13 protein-coding genes are annotated in these 17211 nt (G+C 48.3%); 12 read left to right on the top strand and 1 reads right to left on the bottom strand.

Going from position 1 to position 17211, the window contains the following annotated elements; all coding sequences use genetic code 11:
• The first annotated feature begins 56 nt into the window (after nucleotides 1–56).
• The gene (gene bshC / locus ASG16_RS21775; protein ID WP_056486004.1) at nucleotides 57–1679 is read left to right on the top strand and encodes a bacillithiol biosynthesis cysteine-adding enzyme BshC; all 1623 of its coding nucleotides are present in this window, start codon (nucleotides 57–59) and stop codon (nucleotides 1677–1679) included.
• Between the two features lie 161 nt (nucleotides 1680–1840).
• Nucleotides 1841–2893, top strand: a complete 1053-nt coding sequence (locus tag ASG16_RS21780) for an S-layer homology domain-containing protein (RefSeq protein ID WP_056486006.1) — start codon at nucleotides 1841–1843, stop codon at nucleotides 2891–2893.
• Between the two features lie 38 nt (nucleotides 2894–2931).
• Here the strand turns inward: ASG16_RS21780 and ASG16_RS21785 are convergent, their stop codons facing one another.
• Nucleotides 2932–4194: an APC family permease gene (locus ASG16_RS21785; RefSeq protein ID WP_056486008.1), complete on the bottom strand. Its 1263-nt coding sequence runs from the start codon at nucleotides 4192–4194 to the stop codon at nucleotides 2932–2934.
• Nucleotides 4195–4323: 129 nt separating this feature from the next.
• On the opposite strand from ASG16_RS21785, the gene ASG16_RS21790 reads away from it, so the two are divergent.
• The 10 genes from ASG16_RS21790 to murD all read left to right on the top strand — a co-directional run bounded on the left by ASG16_RS21790 (nucleotide 4324) and on the right by murD (nucleotide 17188).
• A complete protein-coding gene (locus ASG16_RS21790; RefSeq protein WP_082517159.1) occupies nucleotides 4324–5214 on the top strand; it encodes a LysR family transcriptional regulator in 891 nt (296 codons plus the stop codon).
• 94 nt (nucleotides 5215–5308) lie between these two features.
• Entirely contained in the window at nucleotides 5309–6568 is a 1260-nt protein-coding gene (locus tag ASG16_RS21795) for an adenosylhomocysteinase (protein WP_056486015.1), read from the top strand.
• Between the two features lie 151 nt (nucleotides 6569–6719).
• Nucleotides 6720–7151, top strand: coding sequence for a division/cell wall cluster transcriptional repressor MraZ (mraZ, locus tag ASG16_RS21800; protein ID WP_056486018.1), 432 nt, complete (start codon nucleotides 6720–6722; stop codon nucleotides 7149–7151).
• 17 nt (nucleotides 7152–7168) lie between these two features.
• Nucleotides 7169–8113, top strand: a complete 945-nt coding sequence (rsmH, locus tag ASG16_RS21805; RefSeq protein ID WP_056486021.1) for a 16S rRNA (cytosine(1402)-N(4))-methyltransferase RsmH — start codon at nucleotides 7169–7171, stop codon at nucleotides 8111–8113.
• Between the two features lie 32 nt (nucleotides 8114–8145).
• Complete coding sequence (ftsL, locus tag ASG16_RS21810; protein ID WP_056486024.1) at nucleotides 8146–8559, top strand: cell division protein FtsL; 414 nt, start codon at nucleotides 8146–8148, stop codon at nucleotides 8557–8559.
• A 140-nt stretch (nucleotides 8560–8699) separates the two neighbouring features.
• Nucleotides 8700–11189 carry a penicillin-binding protein gene (locus ASG16_RS21815; protein ID WP_056486027.1) on the top strand — a complete coding sequence of 830 codons (2490 nt, stop codon included), beginning with the start codon at nucleotides 8700–8702 and terminating at the stop codon, nucleotides 11187–11189.
• Between the two features lie 64 nt (nucleotides 11190–11253).
• Entirely contained in the window at nucleotides 11254–13182 is a 1929-nt protein-coding gene (locus ASG16_RS21820; protein ID WP_056486030.1) for a stage V sporulation protein D, read from the top strand.
• Nucleotides 13183–13334: 152 nt separating this feature from the next.
• Entirely contained in the window at nucleotides 13335–14813 is a 1479-nt protein-coding gene (locus ASG16_RS21825) for a UDP-N-acetylmuramoyl-L-alanyl-D-glutamate--2,6-diaminopimelate ligase (protein WP_056486033.1), read from the top strand.
• 42 nt (nucleotides 14814–14855) lie between these two features.
• The gene (gene mraY / locus ASG16_RS21830; RefSeq protein WP_007717699.1) at nucleotides 14856–15827 is read left to right on the top strand and encodes a phospho-N-acetylmuramoyl-pentapeptide-transferase; all 972 of its coding nucleotides are present in this window, start codon (nucleotides 14856–14858) and stop codon (nucleotides 15825–15827) included.
• A complete protein-coding gene (gene murD, locus ASG16_RS21835; protein WP_056486036.1) occupies nucleotides 15824–17188 on the top strand; it encodes a UDP-N-acetylmuramoyl-L-alanine--D-glutamate ligase in 1365 nt (454 codons plus the stop codon). Before mraY ends, murD begins: the two co-directional genes overlap by 4 nt.
• Nucleotides 17189–17211: the final 23 nt, after the last annotated feature.

Raw genomic sequence — 17211 nt, forward strand, 5'->3', positions numbered from 1 at the left:
GCTGTGGAGCATGTTATAATTTTGGTTGACCATGGCCCTAAGAAAGGTGAGCTAGCATGAATGTTGAATGTCTCGCGCTTCCATTGGCGAATCCGCTGGCACAGGAGTACCAGCAGCAAAATGCCTCTGCATTACAGTTTTTTGCACATAATCCCTACCGTGAACAGTCCTACCGAGAACGCGTGGAATGGCTTCAAAGTCAATCCTATCCTCACCGGAACCAGCTCGTGGAAGGCTTATATCATTTTAATAAAGAGATGGGTACTCACCCTGAAGCACTGAATAATATCGAGTTGCTCAAACAGCCAGACACCTATGTGGTTATCGGCGGTCAGCAAGCAGGAGTTCTGGGTGGACCACTCTATACGATCAACAAAGCTGTTCATCTGATTCAGGCAGCGAAGAGGCTGTCTGCCGAGCTTCAGGCGAACGTCATTCCGGTGTTTTGGATTGCTGGTGAAGACCATGACATCGATGAGATCGATCATGTGTACTGGGCAGCGGACGATGGGAAGCGCCTGCAAAAAGAGCGACTGGCTCTGAACAAAAAGGGCCGCCAATCGGCAAGTACGCTCCCCTTGGACCCTGAGCTGTGTATGCAGTTCCTGGAAAAGTTTTTCCAGGGACAGACAGAGACTGCCGAAACCAAACAGATTCGTGAGTTGCTGACGCAGACTGCGGCAGATTCGCGTACAGTCGCAGAGTGGTTTGCCCGCTTGATAGCAAAACTGTTTGGCAAGCACGGTCTTGTTCTGGTTGAATCCTCGTTGCCGTTTGTTCGTGAACTACAGCAACCCATCTTTTCCCAGATCATTGAAAACAATGAGCAAATAGCAAAGGTGTTGCTACGGGCAGCGGATCGAATTTCAACGGCTGGCTATCCGCTTCAATTGCAGGTGGAAGAGCATCAAGCCAATCTTTTCGTCTATGAGGGCGATGATCGATTGCTGCTAGAACGTCACGGGGAGCGCTTTATCAATCGGAGACGTTCTTACAGTCGCGATGAATTGCTCAAGCAGGTTGCGGATTCCCCGGAGCGTTTTAGCACAAATGTCGTTACCCGTGGGTTGATGCAGGAGCATCTGTTTCCTACGCTTGCCTTCATTGGAGGTCCGGGCGAGATTGCTTATTGGGCATTTTATCGGGAGGTATTCGAGCTATTCGGGATGCAGATGCCGATCGTATTGCCTCGTATGTCCATTACCCTTGTAGAAGGTGCTCAACAGAGACTGCTGGATAGCTTGGGGCTTTCTATTGAGCAAGTCTTGACTGATTTCACGGCTTGGAAAACCGAGTGGTCCAAAAACCAGGGGCCACATCCGTTGGAACAGCAATTCGCTTCGGCAAGGGAGTCGATCATGTCGATTTATCGTCCGCTGGTTGAGGAGGTCGTTTCTCTGGATAGCGGATTGCGTGGCCTGGCTGAGAAAAATAGTAAGCTGCTGCTAGAGCAAGTATCCTTTTTGGAAGAGCGTCTGATTCGTTCGCTACAGCAAAAAGACGACGTAGAGCATGTGCGCGTCCAGCGAATTGAGACTGCTTTGTTGCCTGAAGGTGGGTTGCAAGAAAGAAAGCATTCGTTTTTCCCGTTTGCAAATAAGTATGGTCTTGGCTTGGTTGACCGATTGGTAGATGCGCCATTCGCGCATGATGGTACTCATCAACTTTATTACCTGTAAAATGCAGCGCAAAATAGTCGGATCGTCCTAGAAGAGGACCCGGCTATTTTTTTGTTGTTTAAGCTGATGGAAAACTTTTCTTCCAATTATGCCGAAACTTTTCCGACAAATTCTGCGTCTTAGTAGTAATGGATTGTTTTAGGGGAAAGGTGGTACTCGGGATGCAGATTACATTACAACAAATCGGGAAAAAAGCCACTCTATTAGTTGTTAGCTTGTCGGTTTTATTGACGGGCATTGCAACTGCAGGATTGAAAACGGCCGACGCACGGGAAGAATACGTAGCCAATTCCTCTGCATTTATCGACACAAATGGACATTGGGCAGCAAAAGAAATAGGGATTGCGACCAAAAAAGGATTGATTAAAGGCTTTCCCGACGGAACCTTTAAGCCAGAACAAACAGTGACGCAAGAGCAGTTTTTATCCCTGATTGAACGCGTCATTCCTCCCTTTACAGGTCATGAGCCTGATAGCTTTATCAAAGAGACCTACTTGCAGGCTGCTGCGGGACGTTGGTCGGAAAAAACCTATCATCATTTGGCTTCAGCGGGTATCATGCCATCTGGGAAACCGACGGAAAGCATGACGCGGTTGGAAGCAGCAAGGACCTTGCTGGCAGCTATCGGGCATCAATCAGAAGGGGAAAAATATCGGGGAACGACAGCGAAGTTTTTCACGGATCTTTCGGTCGAAAATGAAATACAGGTAATGACGGTCTACCCTGCCTATAAAATGGGGATTTTGGCTGGCTTTCCAGATGGAAGCTTCCGTCCTGATGACAAAATCAACAGAGCACAGGCAGTCGTCCTGTTAAATCGTTTGGAAACAAAAATTGATGAGCTGTACCCTGGCAATGTATCGGAAAGCGAGAAAAAGGCAATGACACAAGCGGTCTCGTCATTTGTAGGAGACGTGATGGATCAGCAGAAGATTCGTCGTTTTGATGACTTGGTCGCGTATGTAAAGAAAAACAATCTGCCTGTCAGCGAATCGTTTTTACGTGAGCATTTCTCGTTTATGCAGTATGAAGTGTATGATTATGTCCGGTTTCCGCAATTTAATGAGCTGATGTACTTTGCAAAAATCGGAATGAATAAATACAGAATGACTGTACAATATTACGCTGGAGATTTGGGAGGAAGTGTCGATCGCACGTTTTACCTTTCCTCGAGCGATGGCAAAACGTTTCGACTGATTGGAAAAGATGAATAAGAAAAGAGGCTGGGACATATCCCCAGCCTTTTTTCGTGTCAGGCATGACGTTTTTGCCAGATAAAAAGGACGAGTGCAATCACGAGCGGATAGAGAGCGGACCACCCCAAAAAAGGATAGAGTCCTACTGTACAAACGAGAGAAGTCCAGGAAGCGATACGTCCTACGCGACTATTGCGCAAGAGTCGGACCCCAGCCAGACACCCGCCGATGTAAGTCGCAAAAAAGGTAGCATTGGGCAGTTCGATGAGTCTCGACAAGTTGATTACGTTGAAATAGAGTACGCCAAGAACGACGACAAAACAAAGAGAGAGAAACAGAAGCCCTCCGGTTGGTGTCCGGTATTTGGCGTGAAGAGTACCAAACCAGCGAGGAGCGATCTTTTCTTGCGCTAACGAATAGGCGATGCGGGAAGCAGCACCAATGTAAGCGTTGGCTGTTGCGATACAAATGAACAAGGCAGTTACGGCTACAATCCATCCACCGATCGGACCCAGGGAGAATTGAACCATAACACTGAGCGAGGCAGCGGAGATGCCGACCCCGTAGCTATGCGTAGCGACTGTCATAAAGGCAACGGCAAAATACAAGAGAGCGACGATTCCTGCACTCCACAAAACCCCGCGAATCGCGTTTTTCGCAGGATCGACGAATTCCTCTGAGAGATGCGTCACGGCTTCCCACCCAATGAAGCACCAGAACATCAAACCTGCTGCTTGCACGACACTCAACCAACCGTTTGGCATAAAAGGGGTAAAGTGAGTGACAGATGCATGCGGAATGCTTGCGACGACAGCCAAAATCAAAATCGTGATAATCAGCGAGACAACAATCGTTTGGACACGTGCAGCTACATGCAAACCTACAACATTCATCATAAGGACAGCGAGAAGAAGCAGTGCAGCCGCCACATATACTTGCGACTCACTCCAGTTCAGCAGGATCGCAATGTAGTTGGCCCCTGTCACACTCAGGATCGGTGCGCCAATCGGGACAGACAAGAGAAAGAACCAGCCAACCATGTTTCCGAATTGATCTCCGTACGCTGTCCGTACAAATGTGGAGACGCCACCTGAGCTCGGATAACGAGCAGATAACAGCCCCATCGTAATGGCCATGGGCAGGACGAGAATAGACATGACGATCCAAGCTAAAATGGAAGCAGGACCAGCCTTCTCGGCTGCGAGTCCGGGGATGAGCAGTACGCCGGAACCGATCACCGCCCCGATGTATAAGGCGACGATCTGTGGAAGTCGCAGTGTTTTGGCTAGACCGGGGGCTGGCGTGGATAATTTCCCCATGGGTAGATCCCTCACTTTTTTTACTTATCATGTCGTTGGTAACTGAAGTGTAGCATAGACTTAATCATCGGAGTTATCTATAATATTAGATAATTCGAATCGATTTTTTCGATGAAAAGAGGGGGAAATCTGGATACTCGTTATTTGCAAACATTCCGTGAAGTAGCAAAATGCCAGAGCTTTACACGAGCAGCAGAAATGTTAGGCTACGCGCAGTCGAGTGTAACAGCCCAAATTCAAAATCTGGAATCGGAGTTCGGTGTCAGCCTATTCGAGCGTTGGGGCAAAAAAATCAGGCTTACCCACGCAGGTGAAGTGTTGCTCGGCTACAGTGAACAGCTACAAGCCGTATTAGATGAGGCAAAAGCGAATCTGTCAGAGCAAGCACATCTGGCGGGAACATTGAGTATCGGAACAGTGGAGTCATTGGCAGCCTTTTATTTACCCCCTTATTTGCAGAAATTTCGTCTGGAGCAGCCACGTATGCGGATCATACTTGCGCCGGGCATCTGCCAAGACTTGAGACAAGGGGTAAAGGAAGGGAAGTTCGATTTCGCCTTTGTCCTCGATTGGCTCCAAGATCAATCTGAGCTGACAAATGTCGTTTTAGGTGAGGAAAAACTAGTTGTTGTTGCTGCACCTACCCATCCGCTGGCGAAAAAAGAGAAGGTAGAAACTCACGACTTCACAGGAGAAACCTGGATTTTTACAGAAAAGGGATGCAGTTACCGAGGGATGATGGAATCGGTGCTGCGGGAAACAGGGGCCACTGTAGAGTCTTCTTTTGAATTCGGCAGTCTGGAAGCGATTAAACAGTGTGTTGCTTATGATTTAGGAATTGCATTACTTCCGAAAATTGCCGTACAAGAAGAAGTGAAAAATGGTACACTTGCGATACTCCCCTTTTTCCATCCGGATATCCGTGTTTTCCGACAGTTGGTCTACCATAAAAAGAAGTGGATGCCACAGGCTTTGCTGCGCTTTTTGGAGCTGCTTACGGTAGAAACCGCAGTGCCGTAAACTGCCGATAATAGGAAAAACAGGTGATGGTTGAACTTGCGTATGATATGATAGATAAGGTTGCTTTATGAGATAAAAGGAGGTCCATCCATACATGAACACAGTGTCTGAAAGCATCGTAAAAGATATGTCGTTGGCACACAACGGCCACCTGAAAATTGATTGGGTAAAAGAACACATGCCTGTCCTTAACCGCATTCGTGAGCGCTTTGAAAAAGAGCAGCCGTTTGCAGGCCTGAAAGTTGCGATCTCCTTGCACTTGGAAGCGAAAACGGCTTATCTGGCAAAAGTAGTTCAAGCTGGTGGCGCTGAAGTAACCATTACTGGTTCCAACCCGCTGTCCACGCAAGATGACATTTGCGCAGCATTGGTGGAAGACGGTATTCGCGTATTTGCGAAATACAACCCAGATCCTGCTGAATACAAAGAGCATCTGATCAAAACACTGGAAACTCGTCCTGACCTGATCATTGACGACGGTGGAGACCTGATCACGATTTTGCACAGCGAGCGCCGTGATCTGTTGTCTCAAGTACGTGGTGGTGCAGAAGAAACGACAACAGGTATTCTGCGTCTGAAAGCGTTGGAGAAAGAAGGCAAGCTGGAATTCCCGATGGTTGCCGTAAACGATGCATTCTGCAAATACTTGTTCGATAACCGCTATGGTACGGGTCAATCCGTATGGGATGGTATCAACCGTACAACAAACCTCGTAGTAGCTGGTAAAACGGTTGTGGTAGCTGGCTATGGCTGGTGCGGTAAAGGTGTAGCGATGCGTGCAAAAGGTTTGGGCGCAAAAGTAATCGTAACCGAAATCGACCCAATCAAAGCGGTAGAAGCTTACATGGATGGATTTGAAGTAATGCCAATGCTCGAAGCTGCGAAGCATGGTGACTACTTCGTAACAGTGACAGGTAACCGCGATATCATCAGCAAAGAGCATTTTGCAGTGATGAAAGATGGCGCAATCTTGTCCAACGCGGGTCACTTCGATGTCGAAGTAAACAAGGTCGATCTGACTGCAATGTCGACATCTTCCCGTATTGTGCGTAAAGATATTGAAGAATTTGTCTTGGCTGATGGTCGAAAAGTGTATCTGCTCGCAGAAGGCCGCCTCGTGAACCTGGCTGCTGGCGATGGACATCCGGCTGAAATCATGGATATGACCTTTGCTCTGCAAGCGGTATCCTTGGCTTATGTCAATGAACAGTACAAAAACATTGGCAAACAAGTGCTGAACGTACCATTCGAGTTGGATCAAATGGTGGCTCAGTACAAGTTGGAAGCTCTGAACATCGGAATCGACAAATTGACAGATGAGCAAAAATCCTACCTGGAAAGCTGGGTCGAATAGTCCCTCGAATCCCGTCTTTTCCCGGCAAAAAAATAAGCGAAAAAATCCTGCTTACAAACGCAGGATTTTTTTTTATAATAACAAATAGGTACCAGGTGGGGAAAAGTGGGGGAAAGTGGAGCCAAGCGACAGGAAAGTGGGGGACCAGGGCGTGTTCATGGGGGAATATCAGCACAGCATCGACGAAAAAGGCCGCCTGACGATCCCAGCCAAATTCCGCGAAGGGCTAGGCACTTCCTTTGTAATTACCCGCGGGCTGGACCAATGTTTGTTTGCTTATCCGCAAGATGAGTGGAAACAACTAGAGGAAAGACTCAAGTCTCTCCCATTTACAAAAGCAGATGCTCGCGCATTTACACGATTTTTCTTTTCAGGTGCCACCGAATGCGAGTGGGACAGGCAGGGAAGGGTAAACATACCACCCAATTTACGTGAGCATGCAGGCATGCAAAAAGAATGTGTGATCATCGGGGTGTCAAACCGTGTAGAGGTATGGAGCAAGGAACGCTGGGAAGATTATTTTGCCCAGTCAGAAGGCTCTTTTGGAGAAATTGCCGAAAAACTGGTTGATTTTAATTTGTAGCAGCGAGAAGAACAGGAGTGACGACATTGTCGTTTCATCACGTAACGGTTTTGATGGATGAGGCTGTCGCAGGGCTAAACATTCGTCCTGGCGGCATTTATGTAGACTGTACACTCGGTGGAGCTGGGCATAGCAGCTTGATTGCTTCCAAGCTGACGGAGGGCGGTCGACTTATCGCCATCGATCAGGACGACTGGGCACTGGATAATGCCCGCGAAAGACTCGCTTCCTATATGGATCGAGTCACGCTGGTAAAGAGCAACTTCCGCCATATCAAAGACATTGTGAGAGATTTAGGCTTGGCTGGTGTAGACGGGGTGTTGTTTGACCTTGGGGTATCCTCTCCGCAATTGGACGAGGGAGAGCGGGGGTTCAGCTACAATGCAGATGCGCCCTTGGATATGAGAATGGACCAACAAGCGCCATTGTCCGCCTATGACATTATCAATGAGTGGGATGAAGAAGAGATTGCCAAGATCATTTGGCTGTACGGAGAAGAGAAATTTTCCCGGAGAATTGCCCGGCAAATCGTACAACAACGCAAGAAGCAGCCGATCCAAACAACAGGTGAACTCGTTGAGTTGATCAAGGAAGGAATTCCTGCTGCTGCGCGTCGCACCGGACCCCATCCGGCGAAACGTACCTTTCAGGCAATTCGGATCGCAGTTAATGATGAACTGGATGCATTCAAAGAGGCCGTCGTCGATGCTATTGAGGTTTTGAATCCAGAAGGTCGCGTAAGTGTCATCACGTTTCATTCATTAGAGGACAGAATCTGCAAACAAATTTATCAAGACTTTTCAAAAGGGTGCACGTGCCCGCCAGCTTTTCCGATTTGCACATGCGGAAATAAAGCGGTAGTCAAAGTCATTACAAAGAAGCCGATTTTGCCATCAGAAGAAGAATTAGAAGCAAACAAGCGTGCACGATCAGCTAAACTACGGGTAGCGGAGAAGCTGTAGACCGGGATCGACGAGAAGGGGAGGGAGAAGCGATGAGTTATTACTACCGAGGAAATCTAGCTATGGAGTTGGAACAAAAATCCCGCTCTGTAACGAAAACAACAAAGCGCACGGTTCGAATCAAGCCAACGATTCCGACCGGAGAAAAATTGCTGTATCTCTTATTTATCTCGTTAACCGTTGTCGGCTTGGGTCTAGTGGGTGTCCGCTACTCGCAAATTTCTCAGTTGAATTACGAAATCCAAAGCACCAAACATGAAAATCGTGTGACGGCAGAAAAAAATTCAACCTTGAAATTGCAAATTGAACAAATGACCAACCGAGATCGCCTGCAAAAAGAAGCAGAGAAGCAGGGGATGGTATACAATCCAGCAGCTGTACATACGATTGGGAAACCAGGAGTACAAGCGAGTTCTCTGCCTCAAACACAACCCAAAAAACCTTAAATGTTACTGCTCTTACGTGCGGTAACATTTTTTCTTAGATGAACCCGAGTCTACTCCTGACTCGGCTAGGTTGCGTTCGTCTCCCCTATCAGCCTTTCTTGGGAGCCGGACGATCTTTGATGCGACGGAGTTGAATGGAGATGGAATGGAAACGAAAAGTAAATTGGCGAATTCTCGTGGTAGCCTTATGCCTGATCTTGACCTTTTCGACGTTGAGCTTTCGAATTTATTGGATCCAAACGGCAGAGGCTGCCAGAATTATGGAAACTGCACAAAAGCAGTGGGACAGAGAACATGTTTTGAAGCCAAAGCGCGGAGCGATCTATGATCGAAACGGAGAGATTTTGGCGTATGAGGGTAAGGCATATACGGTAAATGCGAGGCTGAAGCCACTTGATGCGAGAGATGAAGATGTGGTGAAAGACCCTTACTACACAGCGAATATGCTGGCTCCGATTTTGAATGCGCCTGTTCAAGAATTGGTGAAGAATTTGACCAAGCAGAACAAAGTAGTGGAATTGGGGCGCTACGGTCAAAAGATCAGTGAAGAGCAAAAGAATCGCATTCTGGAATTGCAATATCCGAAGCTTCCTAGTGGAGAGCAAGTCAAAAAGAACCAGCTCCCAGGCATCTATTTGACTGAAACGACTCGCCGAATTTATCCGAATAACGCCTTCGCTTCCCATGTGATCGGTTATCTTGATTTGTATGATGAACCGAAAATGGGGATCGAGCTGCAATTGAACCCACAATTAGCTGGCGAAAAGGGACATATTTCCTACCAGAGGGATCGTGCAGGCTATCAGCTCCCAGACGGAGAAGGGGAGTACATTCCTGCAAAAGATGGCTTAGATGTTTATCTCACCATTGATCGCCAAATACAGGATTATGTTGAACAAGCGCTTGACAAGGTGGAGCAGCAGTACAAGCCACAGGGCATGACGGTTATTGTAGCCGACCCGCAAACGGGTGAGGTTTTGGCGATGGGCAACCGCTCGCAGTTTAATCCGAATACGTACTACAACGGGATTGCTAATTACAATAACCATGCTGTCACCACGATGTTTGAGCCGGGATCTACGTTTAAGATTATTACGCTTGCGGCAGCGATTGAAGAAAAAATGTTTAATCAGAATGAAACCTATCAATCAGGTGCTTATACCATCAAGGGGCAGATTCCGATCCGTGACCACAACAATGGTGCCGGTTGGGGAACCATCACCTTTTTGGAAGGGGTTCAGCGATCCAGTAACGTATTGTTCGCTAAGTTGGGTTATGAACGGTTGAAGCTGGAAGGTCTGAAGAAATACTTCAAAAAATTCGGGATGGGTGAAAAAACCGGAATTGAGCTTCCCTACGAGAAAGAAGGAAGTTTGATCAACCTGGAAAAACCTCGGTCACCACGTGACTGGGCCGCAACAACGTATGGACAAGCAGCGACGGTCACGGCGATCCAGCAGGTTGCCGCTGTAGGGGCGATCGCGAATGGAGGAGAGCTTCTAAAGCCTCATATTGTAAAAGAAATGCGCGACCCTCACACGGGAGCAGTTGTCAATCGCACACAACGCGAGGTTGTGGAGCGGGTTGTAAGTGAAGCGACTGCGAAACAGACACGAGACATATTGGGTAAAGTTGTTTCAGAGAAACCTGGGACAGGTACACTATATCAGATCGAAGGGTACCAAGTAGCAGGAAAGACGGGAACTGCACAAAAATATGATCCCAACACCGGGAAAATTATGGATGGCCGTTACGTTGGTTCTTTCATCGGTTTTGCGCCAAAAGACAACCCGAAGCTGTTGGTTTATGTCGTCATTGACGATCCGCAAACAGATGCATGGTACGCGTTGTGGGGGCAGATGATGCTCGCTCCCATGTTTACATCCATTATGGAACGCAGCCTTCAATATTTGCAGCAGCAGCCTGATCTGTCCTTAGTCAAGAATAAACAGATTGATAAGGCGAAGCCGAAAAAAGAAGCGCAGGCAGCACTGGCATCCTCGCCTGCTACACCGAAGACATTGCCTAAGTTTGAAGGGATGTCCACGACAGCTGCGCAATTGCGAGCGAAGCAGGACAATTTGACGGTAACAGTAGCCGGGACAGGTACGAAAATCGTCAAACAGTATCCGGAAGCCTATGATCAGGTCGTTCCAGGTGAACAGATCATCCTCGTAACTGACAGGGTAAAAGGAACGAAGATGCCTGATTTCAAAGGAAAATCATTACGGGACGTCATGGAGTTCAGCTCTTTGATCAATCTCGAAATGAAATCGACTGGAACTGGCTTCGTCACCCAACAAAGTATTCCTCCGGGAACGGTACTCCAGGGCACAGAGCTGCTTCAGGTGACGCTGCAATCCGTGTCGGAACCACCTGTGCCGACCACGCCTCCTTCAGGTCAGGAGGGCAGCACAGTGCCTGCTACAACAACACCAAACAATCCAGGCCAGAATGCTACTACAAATCCAACAGGTGGAAATAATCCGGCTCCACCATCTTCCGGTCAGCAAACTGGTTCTGGTCAACAAACTGGGCAAGGTGGAGCAGCACAGCCGCCAGCATCTGGACAGGCACCTCCTCCAGACAAACCAGGAGACCAGGCAACGCAAACACCGACAACTCCATAGTTCTAACTAGTCCCCCCTGCGAATAAGGTTAAGAAGAGACAACCTATTTGAGGGGGGACTCGCTTTGCGGGTATCCAATGCTACTGTACGCCGTCGCATTTTTATCATCTTGATTGTAGGAGTCGTTTTGTATTCGGCACTTGTCACCCGTTTGGGTTATGTCCAATTGATAGAAGGACCGAAACTCTCGCAAATGTCAGATGAACTGCTCAAGCGGGAAATTAAATTTCAACCCAATCGCGGTCGCATTCTAGACAGAAGCGGCAATGAGCTCGTGACGAACATGACCGTCCCCACTTTGGTATCGGTAGGGGCGCAAATCAAAGACCCTAGAGAAACAGCGAGACAGCTCGCCGTCATTTTGGAGCAAAAAGAAGAAGATGTATTTCGCGCCATTACGAAAAAAGAAATGAGTAACAACCAGATTCCAGGTGGAAGAAAACTGTCTGTTGAAAAGGCGAGAAAAATACAAGAACTCAATTTGCCAGGTATATACTTGGCAGGGGATACGAAGCGTTTTTACCCGAACGGTAATATGGCAGCCCATATTCTTGGTTTCACAGGCATTGACAATCAAGGGCTGACAGGGCTTGAAAAAATTTACGATCCCTTTTTGATGGGGACTGAGGGGCATATCTCATTTCCGTCAGATGCCAAAGGGCGCGTACTGCCAGGTGGAACCGAAGACTACGTAGCACCCGTGAACGGCATGGACATGTATTTAACACTCGACAGTACCATCCAATCGTTTATCGAACGCGAGCTGGATCAGGCGGTCGTCGCGTATCAGCCAGATGATGTTCTGGCGATCGCTATGAATCCAAAGACAGGAGAAATATTGGGGATGGGAAGTCGCCCGACTTTTCAACCGGATGCGTACAGAGACTATCCTTCCGAGGTGTACAATAGAAATCTCCCTATCTGGAAAACATACGAGCCTGGTTCCACATTCAAGATTGTGACATTGGCAGCTGCTTTAAACGAAGGTGTCATCAATTTGAACGAGGGCTTTTACGATCCGGGATTCATAAACGTGGCCGGGAAGCGATTGCGTTGCTGGAAGCGGCAGGGGCATGGACAGGAAACGATGCTGGAAGTGGTAGAGAATTCTTGTAACCCTGGCTTCGTTACGATGGGCCAGCGACTGCAAAAAGAACGACTTTTTGACTACATCAAAAAATTTGGCTTCGGACAAAAGACAGGGATCGATTTGATCGGCGAAGAAAACGGGCTGTTATTCAACTTGAATAAAGTGGGACCGGTAGAGCTGGGTACGACTTCTTTCGGTCAAGGGGTATCAGTAACGCCGATTCAACAAATGGCTGCGGTCTCGGCTGCTATCAATGGGGGCAAACTTATGAAGCCGTTTGTCGCCAAAGAATGGCGGGATAGTGTGACACACGATGTCGTAGCCAGGACATTGCCAACGGAAGTTCGACAGGTGATTACGGAGGAGACCTCCGCCAAAGTTCGGCATGCCTTGGAAAGTGTAGTCGCTCAAGGAACGGGTAATAAGGCATATATTGAAGGATATCGGGTAGGAGGAAAGACGGGAACCGCGCAAAAAGTAAAAAATGGCCGTTACGTCGATGGGGAATACATCGTGTCCTTTATCGGCTTTGCGCCAGCTGATGATCCGCAGATCGTCGTATATTTCGCCGTAGACAATCCGAAAGCACTGGCGTTTGGTGGATTGATTGCCGCTCCGAGTGTGAAAAGTATCATGGAATCCTCCCTTCAACATTTGAATGTATCGAAACGAAAAGATGGCATCCCCAAGGAAATTAACAAAGCACTTGGAGAAAGGGCGCCAATCGAAGTACCAAACATGGTCGGACAATCCATGAGAGACGTAGTGACAACGTATGATACTCTGCCGCTAGTCGTTTCGGGTAAAGGTCAGTACGTCATCCAGCAGTCCCCTGCACCCGGAGTAAAAATTGATGAGGGCGGAAAAATTCGCATATACCTTGGTGACAAATTGACCAATTAGCTATAAAATGAGATTTCGAAGGCGGAGGGGAGTAGGCTTGTCTACGTTCGCTCTGCCTTTGTTCGTCAAGACTGCGCCTAAATGATCGGCGTAGCCAAGTACAAATGTTCAAATTTCTGTCTATACTAGTTGGAGAATGGGGTGCCTGTTTCATGTTTCTACGGGATCTGCTCATGCCTTTGTTGCCAGTAACGGTTTCGGGGGATGACAGCATGGAGATTACGGGTTTGACAGCAGACTCGCGCCAGGTAAAGCCCGGCTACTTGTTTGTCTGTCTGTCTGGATATACCGTGGATGGACATACGTTCGCGGCCCAGGCGGTGAAGGATGGTGCCGTTGCCGTGTTATCCGAACAAGATCTGGACGTGCCAGCGACTATTGTCAAAGTACCGGATACCCGGCGGGCAATGGCTATGCTGGCTGATCGTATTTTCGGATCTCCTACGAAAGAAGTAAAAGTCATTGGCGTAACGGGGACAAATGGCAAGACGACCACTACGCATCTGATCGACAAAATTTTGAGCGATCAAAGCAAGCAAACAGGCTTAATCGGAACGATCCATATGAGAATTGGAGACGTAACGGAGGAAGTCAAAAATACGACTCCGGATGCCATAGATTTGCAAAGAAGCTTTCGTCGCATGTGCGATGTAAACACAGACTATGCGATTATTGAGGTTTCCTCTCATGCATTGGAGCTGGGAAGAGTCCGCGGTTGCGAAATCCATACAGCAGTTTTCACCAACCTGACGCAGGATCACCTCGACTATCATAAAACGATGGAAAACTATCGCTACGCCAAATCATTGTTGTTTTCCCAGCTGGGCAACAGCTATGACACAGACCGTTTAAAAACGGCTGTACTGAATGCGGATGATGAGGCGTCCGAATTATATGCTACCGTAACACCGGCGCGAGTCATTACATACGGCATTGATCAACCAGCAGATGTAAGGGCAAAGCAAATCGAAATCACCAGTAAAGGAACTTCTTTTACAGTCGAAAGCTTCGCTGGCAGTGCGCGTCTGAACTTGAAGCTGATGGGAAAGTTCAATGTGTATAACGCTTTGGCAGCCATCGCGGTTACACTCGCAGAAGGTATTCCACTAGAAGAAATCAAAGCGAGCCTGGAAGCAGTAGCGGGCGTAAATGGGCGATTTGAAGCAGTAGATGCCGGTCAGCCGTTTGCCGTACTCGTCGACTATTCCCACACGCCAGACAGCTTGGAAAATGCGTTGATGACAGTCAAAGAATTTGCGCGTGGCAACGTATTTTGCATCGTTGGCTGCGGAGGCGACAGGGATCGAACCAAACGCCCAATCATGGCGCAAATTGCAACGAAATATGCTGATCTGACCGTCTTAACATCAGATAATCCGCGCTCAGAGGAGCCGCAGGCGATTCTCGATGACATGCTGGCTGGCTTATCAGAAGTGGCACCTGATCGTTATACGGCACTGGCAGACCGACGCGAAGCAATTGCGCATGCAGTTTCGCTTGCAAAGCCGGACGATGTGATCTTGATCGCCGGAAAAGGACACGAAACGTATCAAATTATAAAAGACCAGGTATTGCCCTTCGATGACCGTGAAGTTGCGCGCGAAGCGATTGCCCGGTACAACCAAGAATAAAACAGATGCCACACACTGCATCGAAAGAAAGGAGGCTCGGGCATGTTCGTTGACAACGTCCTAATCGTCACGATCGTCGCTGCGTTTCTCATCGCCGTACTCATTGGCCCATTGTTTATTCCATTCCTTCGCCGCCTGAAATTTGGGCAGGCAATTCGTGAGGAAGGACCGCAATCCCATTATAAGAAGGCTGGAACTCCCACCATGGGAGGCACCATCATTCTTTTGGCACTCATATTTACCGTGTTGAAGTTTGCCAATGCGAAAATGGAAATTTACTTCCTGTTATTGGTTACTCTCGGATACGGTTTAATCGGGTTTCTGGATGATTTCATCAAAATCAAGAAAAAACGCAACCTCGGGTTGACCGCTAAACAGAAGTTTGCTGGTCAGATTGTCTTGGCAATCGGCGCTTATATTTTGCTGCTCATGATGGGGCATGACACGTCTATCCATCTGCCAGGTACACCGTGGAAGCTGGAGCTCGGCTATTTCTACTTCCCATTCCTCTTGTTCCTCTTGGTAGGTACAACGAATGCCGTTAACATCACAGATGGCGTGGATGGGCTTTTAGCAGGGACGGGAGCGATTGCTTTTGGTGCTTATGCGATCATCGCATGGTTTGGTCAAGATTATGACACCGCAATTTTTAGTGCGGCTGTTGTAGGTGCGCTACTTGGCTTCCTCGTCTTCAATGCACATCCGGCACGCGTGTTCATGGGTGATACTGGTTCACTTGGACTTGGTGGAGCGCTGGCGGGAATTGCAATCATGACCAAGACGGAATTGCTCTTGGCTATTATTGGTGGGGTATTTGTTGTCGAGACGCTCTCTGTTATTATGCAGGTAGTCTCCTTTAAGACACGTGGAAAGCGCATTTTCCGTATGAGTCCCCTGCATCATCATTTTGAATTAACAGGCTGGTCAGAGTGGCGCGTGGTTGTCACGTTCTGGCTCGTCGGTATGTTCTTTGCTGGATTGGGTGTATACCTTGAGGTGGTGACAATCAGATGATGCGTTTTCAAGATAAGCATGTCGTCGTTATTGGTATGGCAAAGAGCGGTGTCGCAGTGGCAAAACTGCTACACCGCTTTGGTGCTCATGTCGTCGTAAATGATAAAAAGCCACGTGAAGAAGCGGTGGGGATAGAAGAGCTGGAATCGTTGGGGATTCCGGTCATTTGCGGCTATCACCCAGATGATCTGATTCATGAAGGCGTAGCGCTTGTGGTTAAAAATCCGGGGATTCCGTATGAAGCGGCACCCGTCAAGCAGGCGCAGGCACTTGGTATTCCTGTGGTGACGGAAGTGGAGCTGGCCTCCCAGATTGCCAAGGCACCGATTATCGGCATTACAGGCTCCAATGGCAAGACCACGACCACTACGCTCGTCGGACTGATTTTTAAAGAAGCGGGTCTGGATGCGAAGGTAGGAGGCAACATTGGTACCGTGTTGTGCGGCCTGGCGGAGGAAGCTGGTCCCGACGAATGGCTCGTTGCTGAATTGAGTAGCTTCCAACTGATGGGGACAAGGGAATTCCGCCCGCATATCGGTGTTTTGCTCAATCTGTATCCTGCACATCTGGATTACCATCACACAATGGAAGAGTACTTGGCAGCCAAACTGAAAATGTTTGCGAACCAAACCTCAGATGACGCAGCTATCTTGCCATATGACCAACCCGAGATCGTAGAAAAATGTAAAGACCTCCCGGCAGATATCTACTACTTTAGCAAGAGTCAAGAGGTACCAAAGGGAGCTTTTGTCAAGGATGGTTTGATCCTGCTTGCGGATGGGAATGGGAATACAGAGCCAATCGTAGCGATAGCGGACATTTCCGTTCCTCATCTGGACAACGCTCTGGCGGCGATTCTAGTTGCGAAGCTCGCGGGCGCGGACAAGCAATCGATTATACAAGTTCTTACTACCTTCCCAGGGGTAGAGCACCGGATGGAGTTCGTAGATTCGATTCGCGGTGTCAAATACTTCAATGATTCAAAAGCGACCAACCCGGAAGCGGCATCGCGCGCCTTGCAAGCATGCAAGGAGCCGGTTGTATGGATTTGCGGCGGGCTCGATCGTGGTGTTGATTTTCGGGAACTGCTACCTGTGATCCAAGGTCGGGTAAAAGCAGTCATCGCTCTCGGGCAAACGGCTCCGATTTTACTGGAACGTGCTCAGGAAGCAGGGATTAATGAGCGTATCCATGTCGATACTGTGGAAAAAGCCGTTCTTGCTGCTTCCCGGTTGGCCGAATCAGGCGATGTGGTCTTACTGAGCCCTGCTTGTGCGAGTTGGGACATGTTTCCTTCGTTTGAGACAAGGGGGAGCATGTTTAAGGACGGCGTGCATAGACTTAAAACAAGCCTAGCATAACGTCCCACTGTACCATCAAGAAT

This window comes from Brevibacillus sp. Leaf182 (assembly GCF_001423865.2).
Taxonomy (GTDB): domain Bacteria; phylum Bacillota; class Bacilli; order Brevibacillales; family Brevibacillaceae; genus Brevibacillus; species Brevibacillus brevis_C.

Coding starts and splice junctions, on each gene's coding strand:
- mraY (WP_007717699.1), top strand. CDS start 14,856: ATGTTCGTTGACAACGTCCTAATCGTCACGATCGTCGCTGCGTTTCTC.
- ASG16_RS21785 (WP_056486008.1), bottom strand. CDS start 4,194: ATGGGGAAATTATCCACGCCAGCCCCCGGTCTAGCCAAAACACTGCGA.
- ftsL (WP_056486024.1), top strand. CDS start 8,146: ATGAGTTATTACTACCGAGGAAATCTAGCTATGGAGTTGGAACAAAAA.
- ASG16_RS21825 (WP_056486033.1), top strand. CDS start 13,335: ATGTTTCTACGGGATCTGCTCATGCCTTTGTTGCCAGTAACGGTTTCG.
- ASG16_RS21815 (WP_056486027.1), top strand. CDS start 8,700: ATGGAATGGAAACGAAAAGTAAATTGGCGAATTCTCGTGGTAGCCTTA.
- bshC (WP_056486004.1), top strand. CDS start 57: ATGAATGTTGAATGTCTCGCGCTTCCATTGGCGAATCCGCTGGCACAG.
- murD (WP_056486036.1), top strand. CDS start 15,824: ATGATGCGTTTTCAAGATAAGCATGTCGTCGTTATTGGTATGGCAAAG.
- ASG16_RS21780 (WP_056486006.1), top strand. CDS start 1,841: ATGCAGATTACATTACAACAAATCGGGAAAAAAGCCACTCTATTAGTT.
- ASG16_RS21795 (WP_056486015.1), top strand. CDS start 5,309: ATGAACACAGTGTCTGAAAGCATCGTAAAAGATATGTCGTTGGCACAC.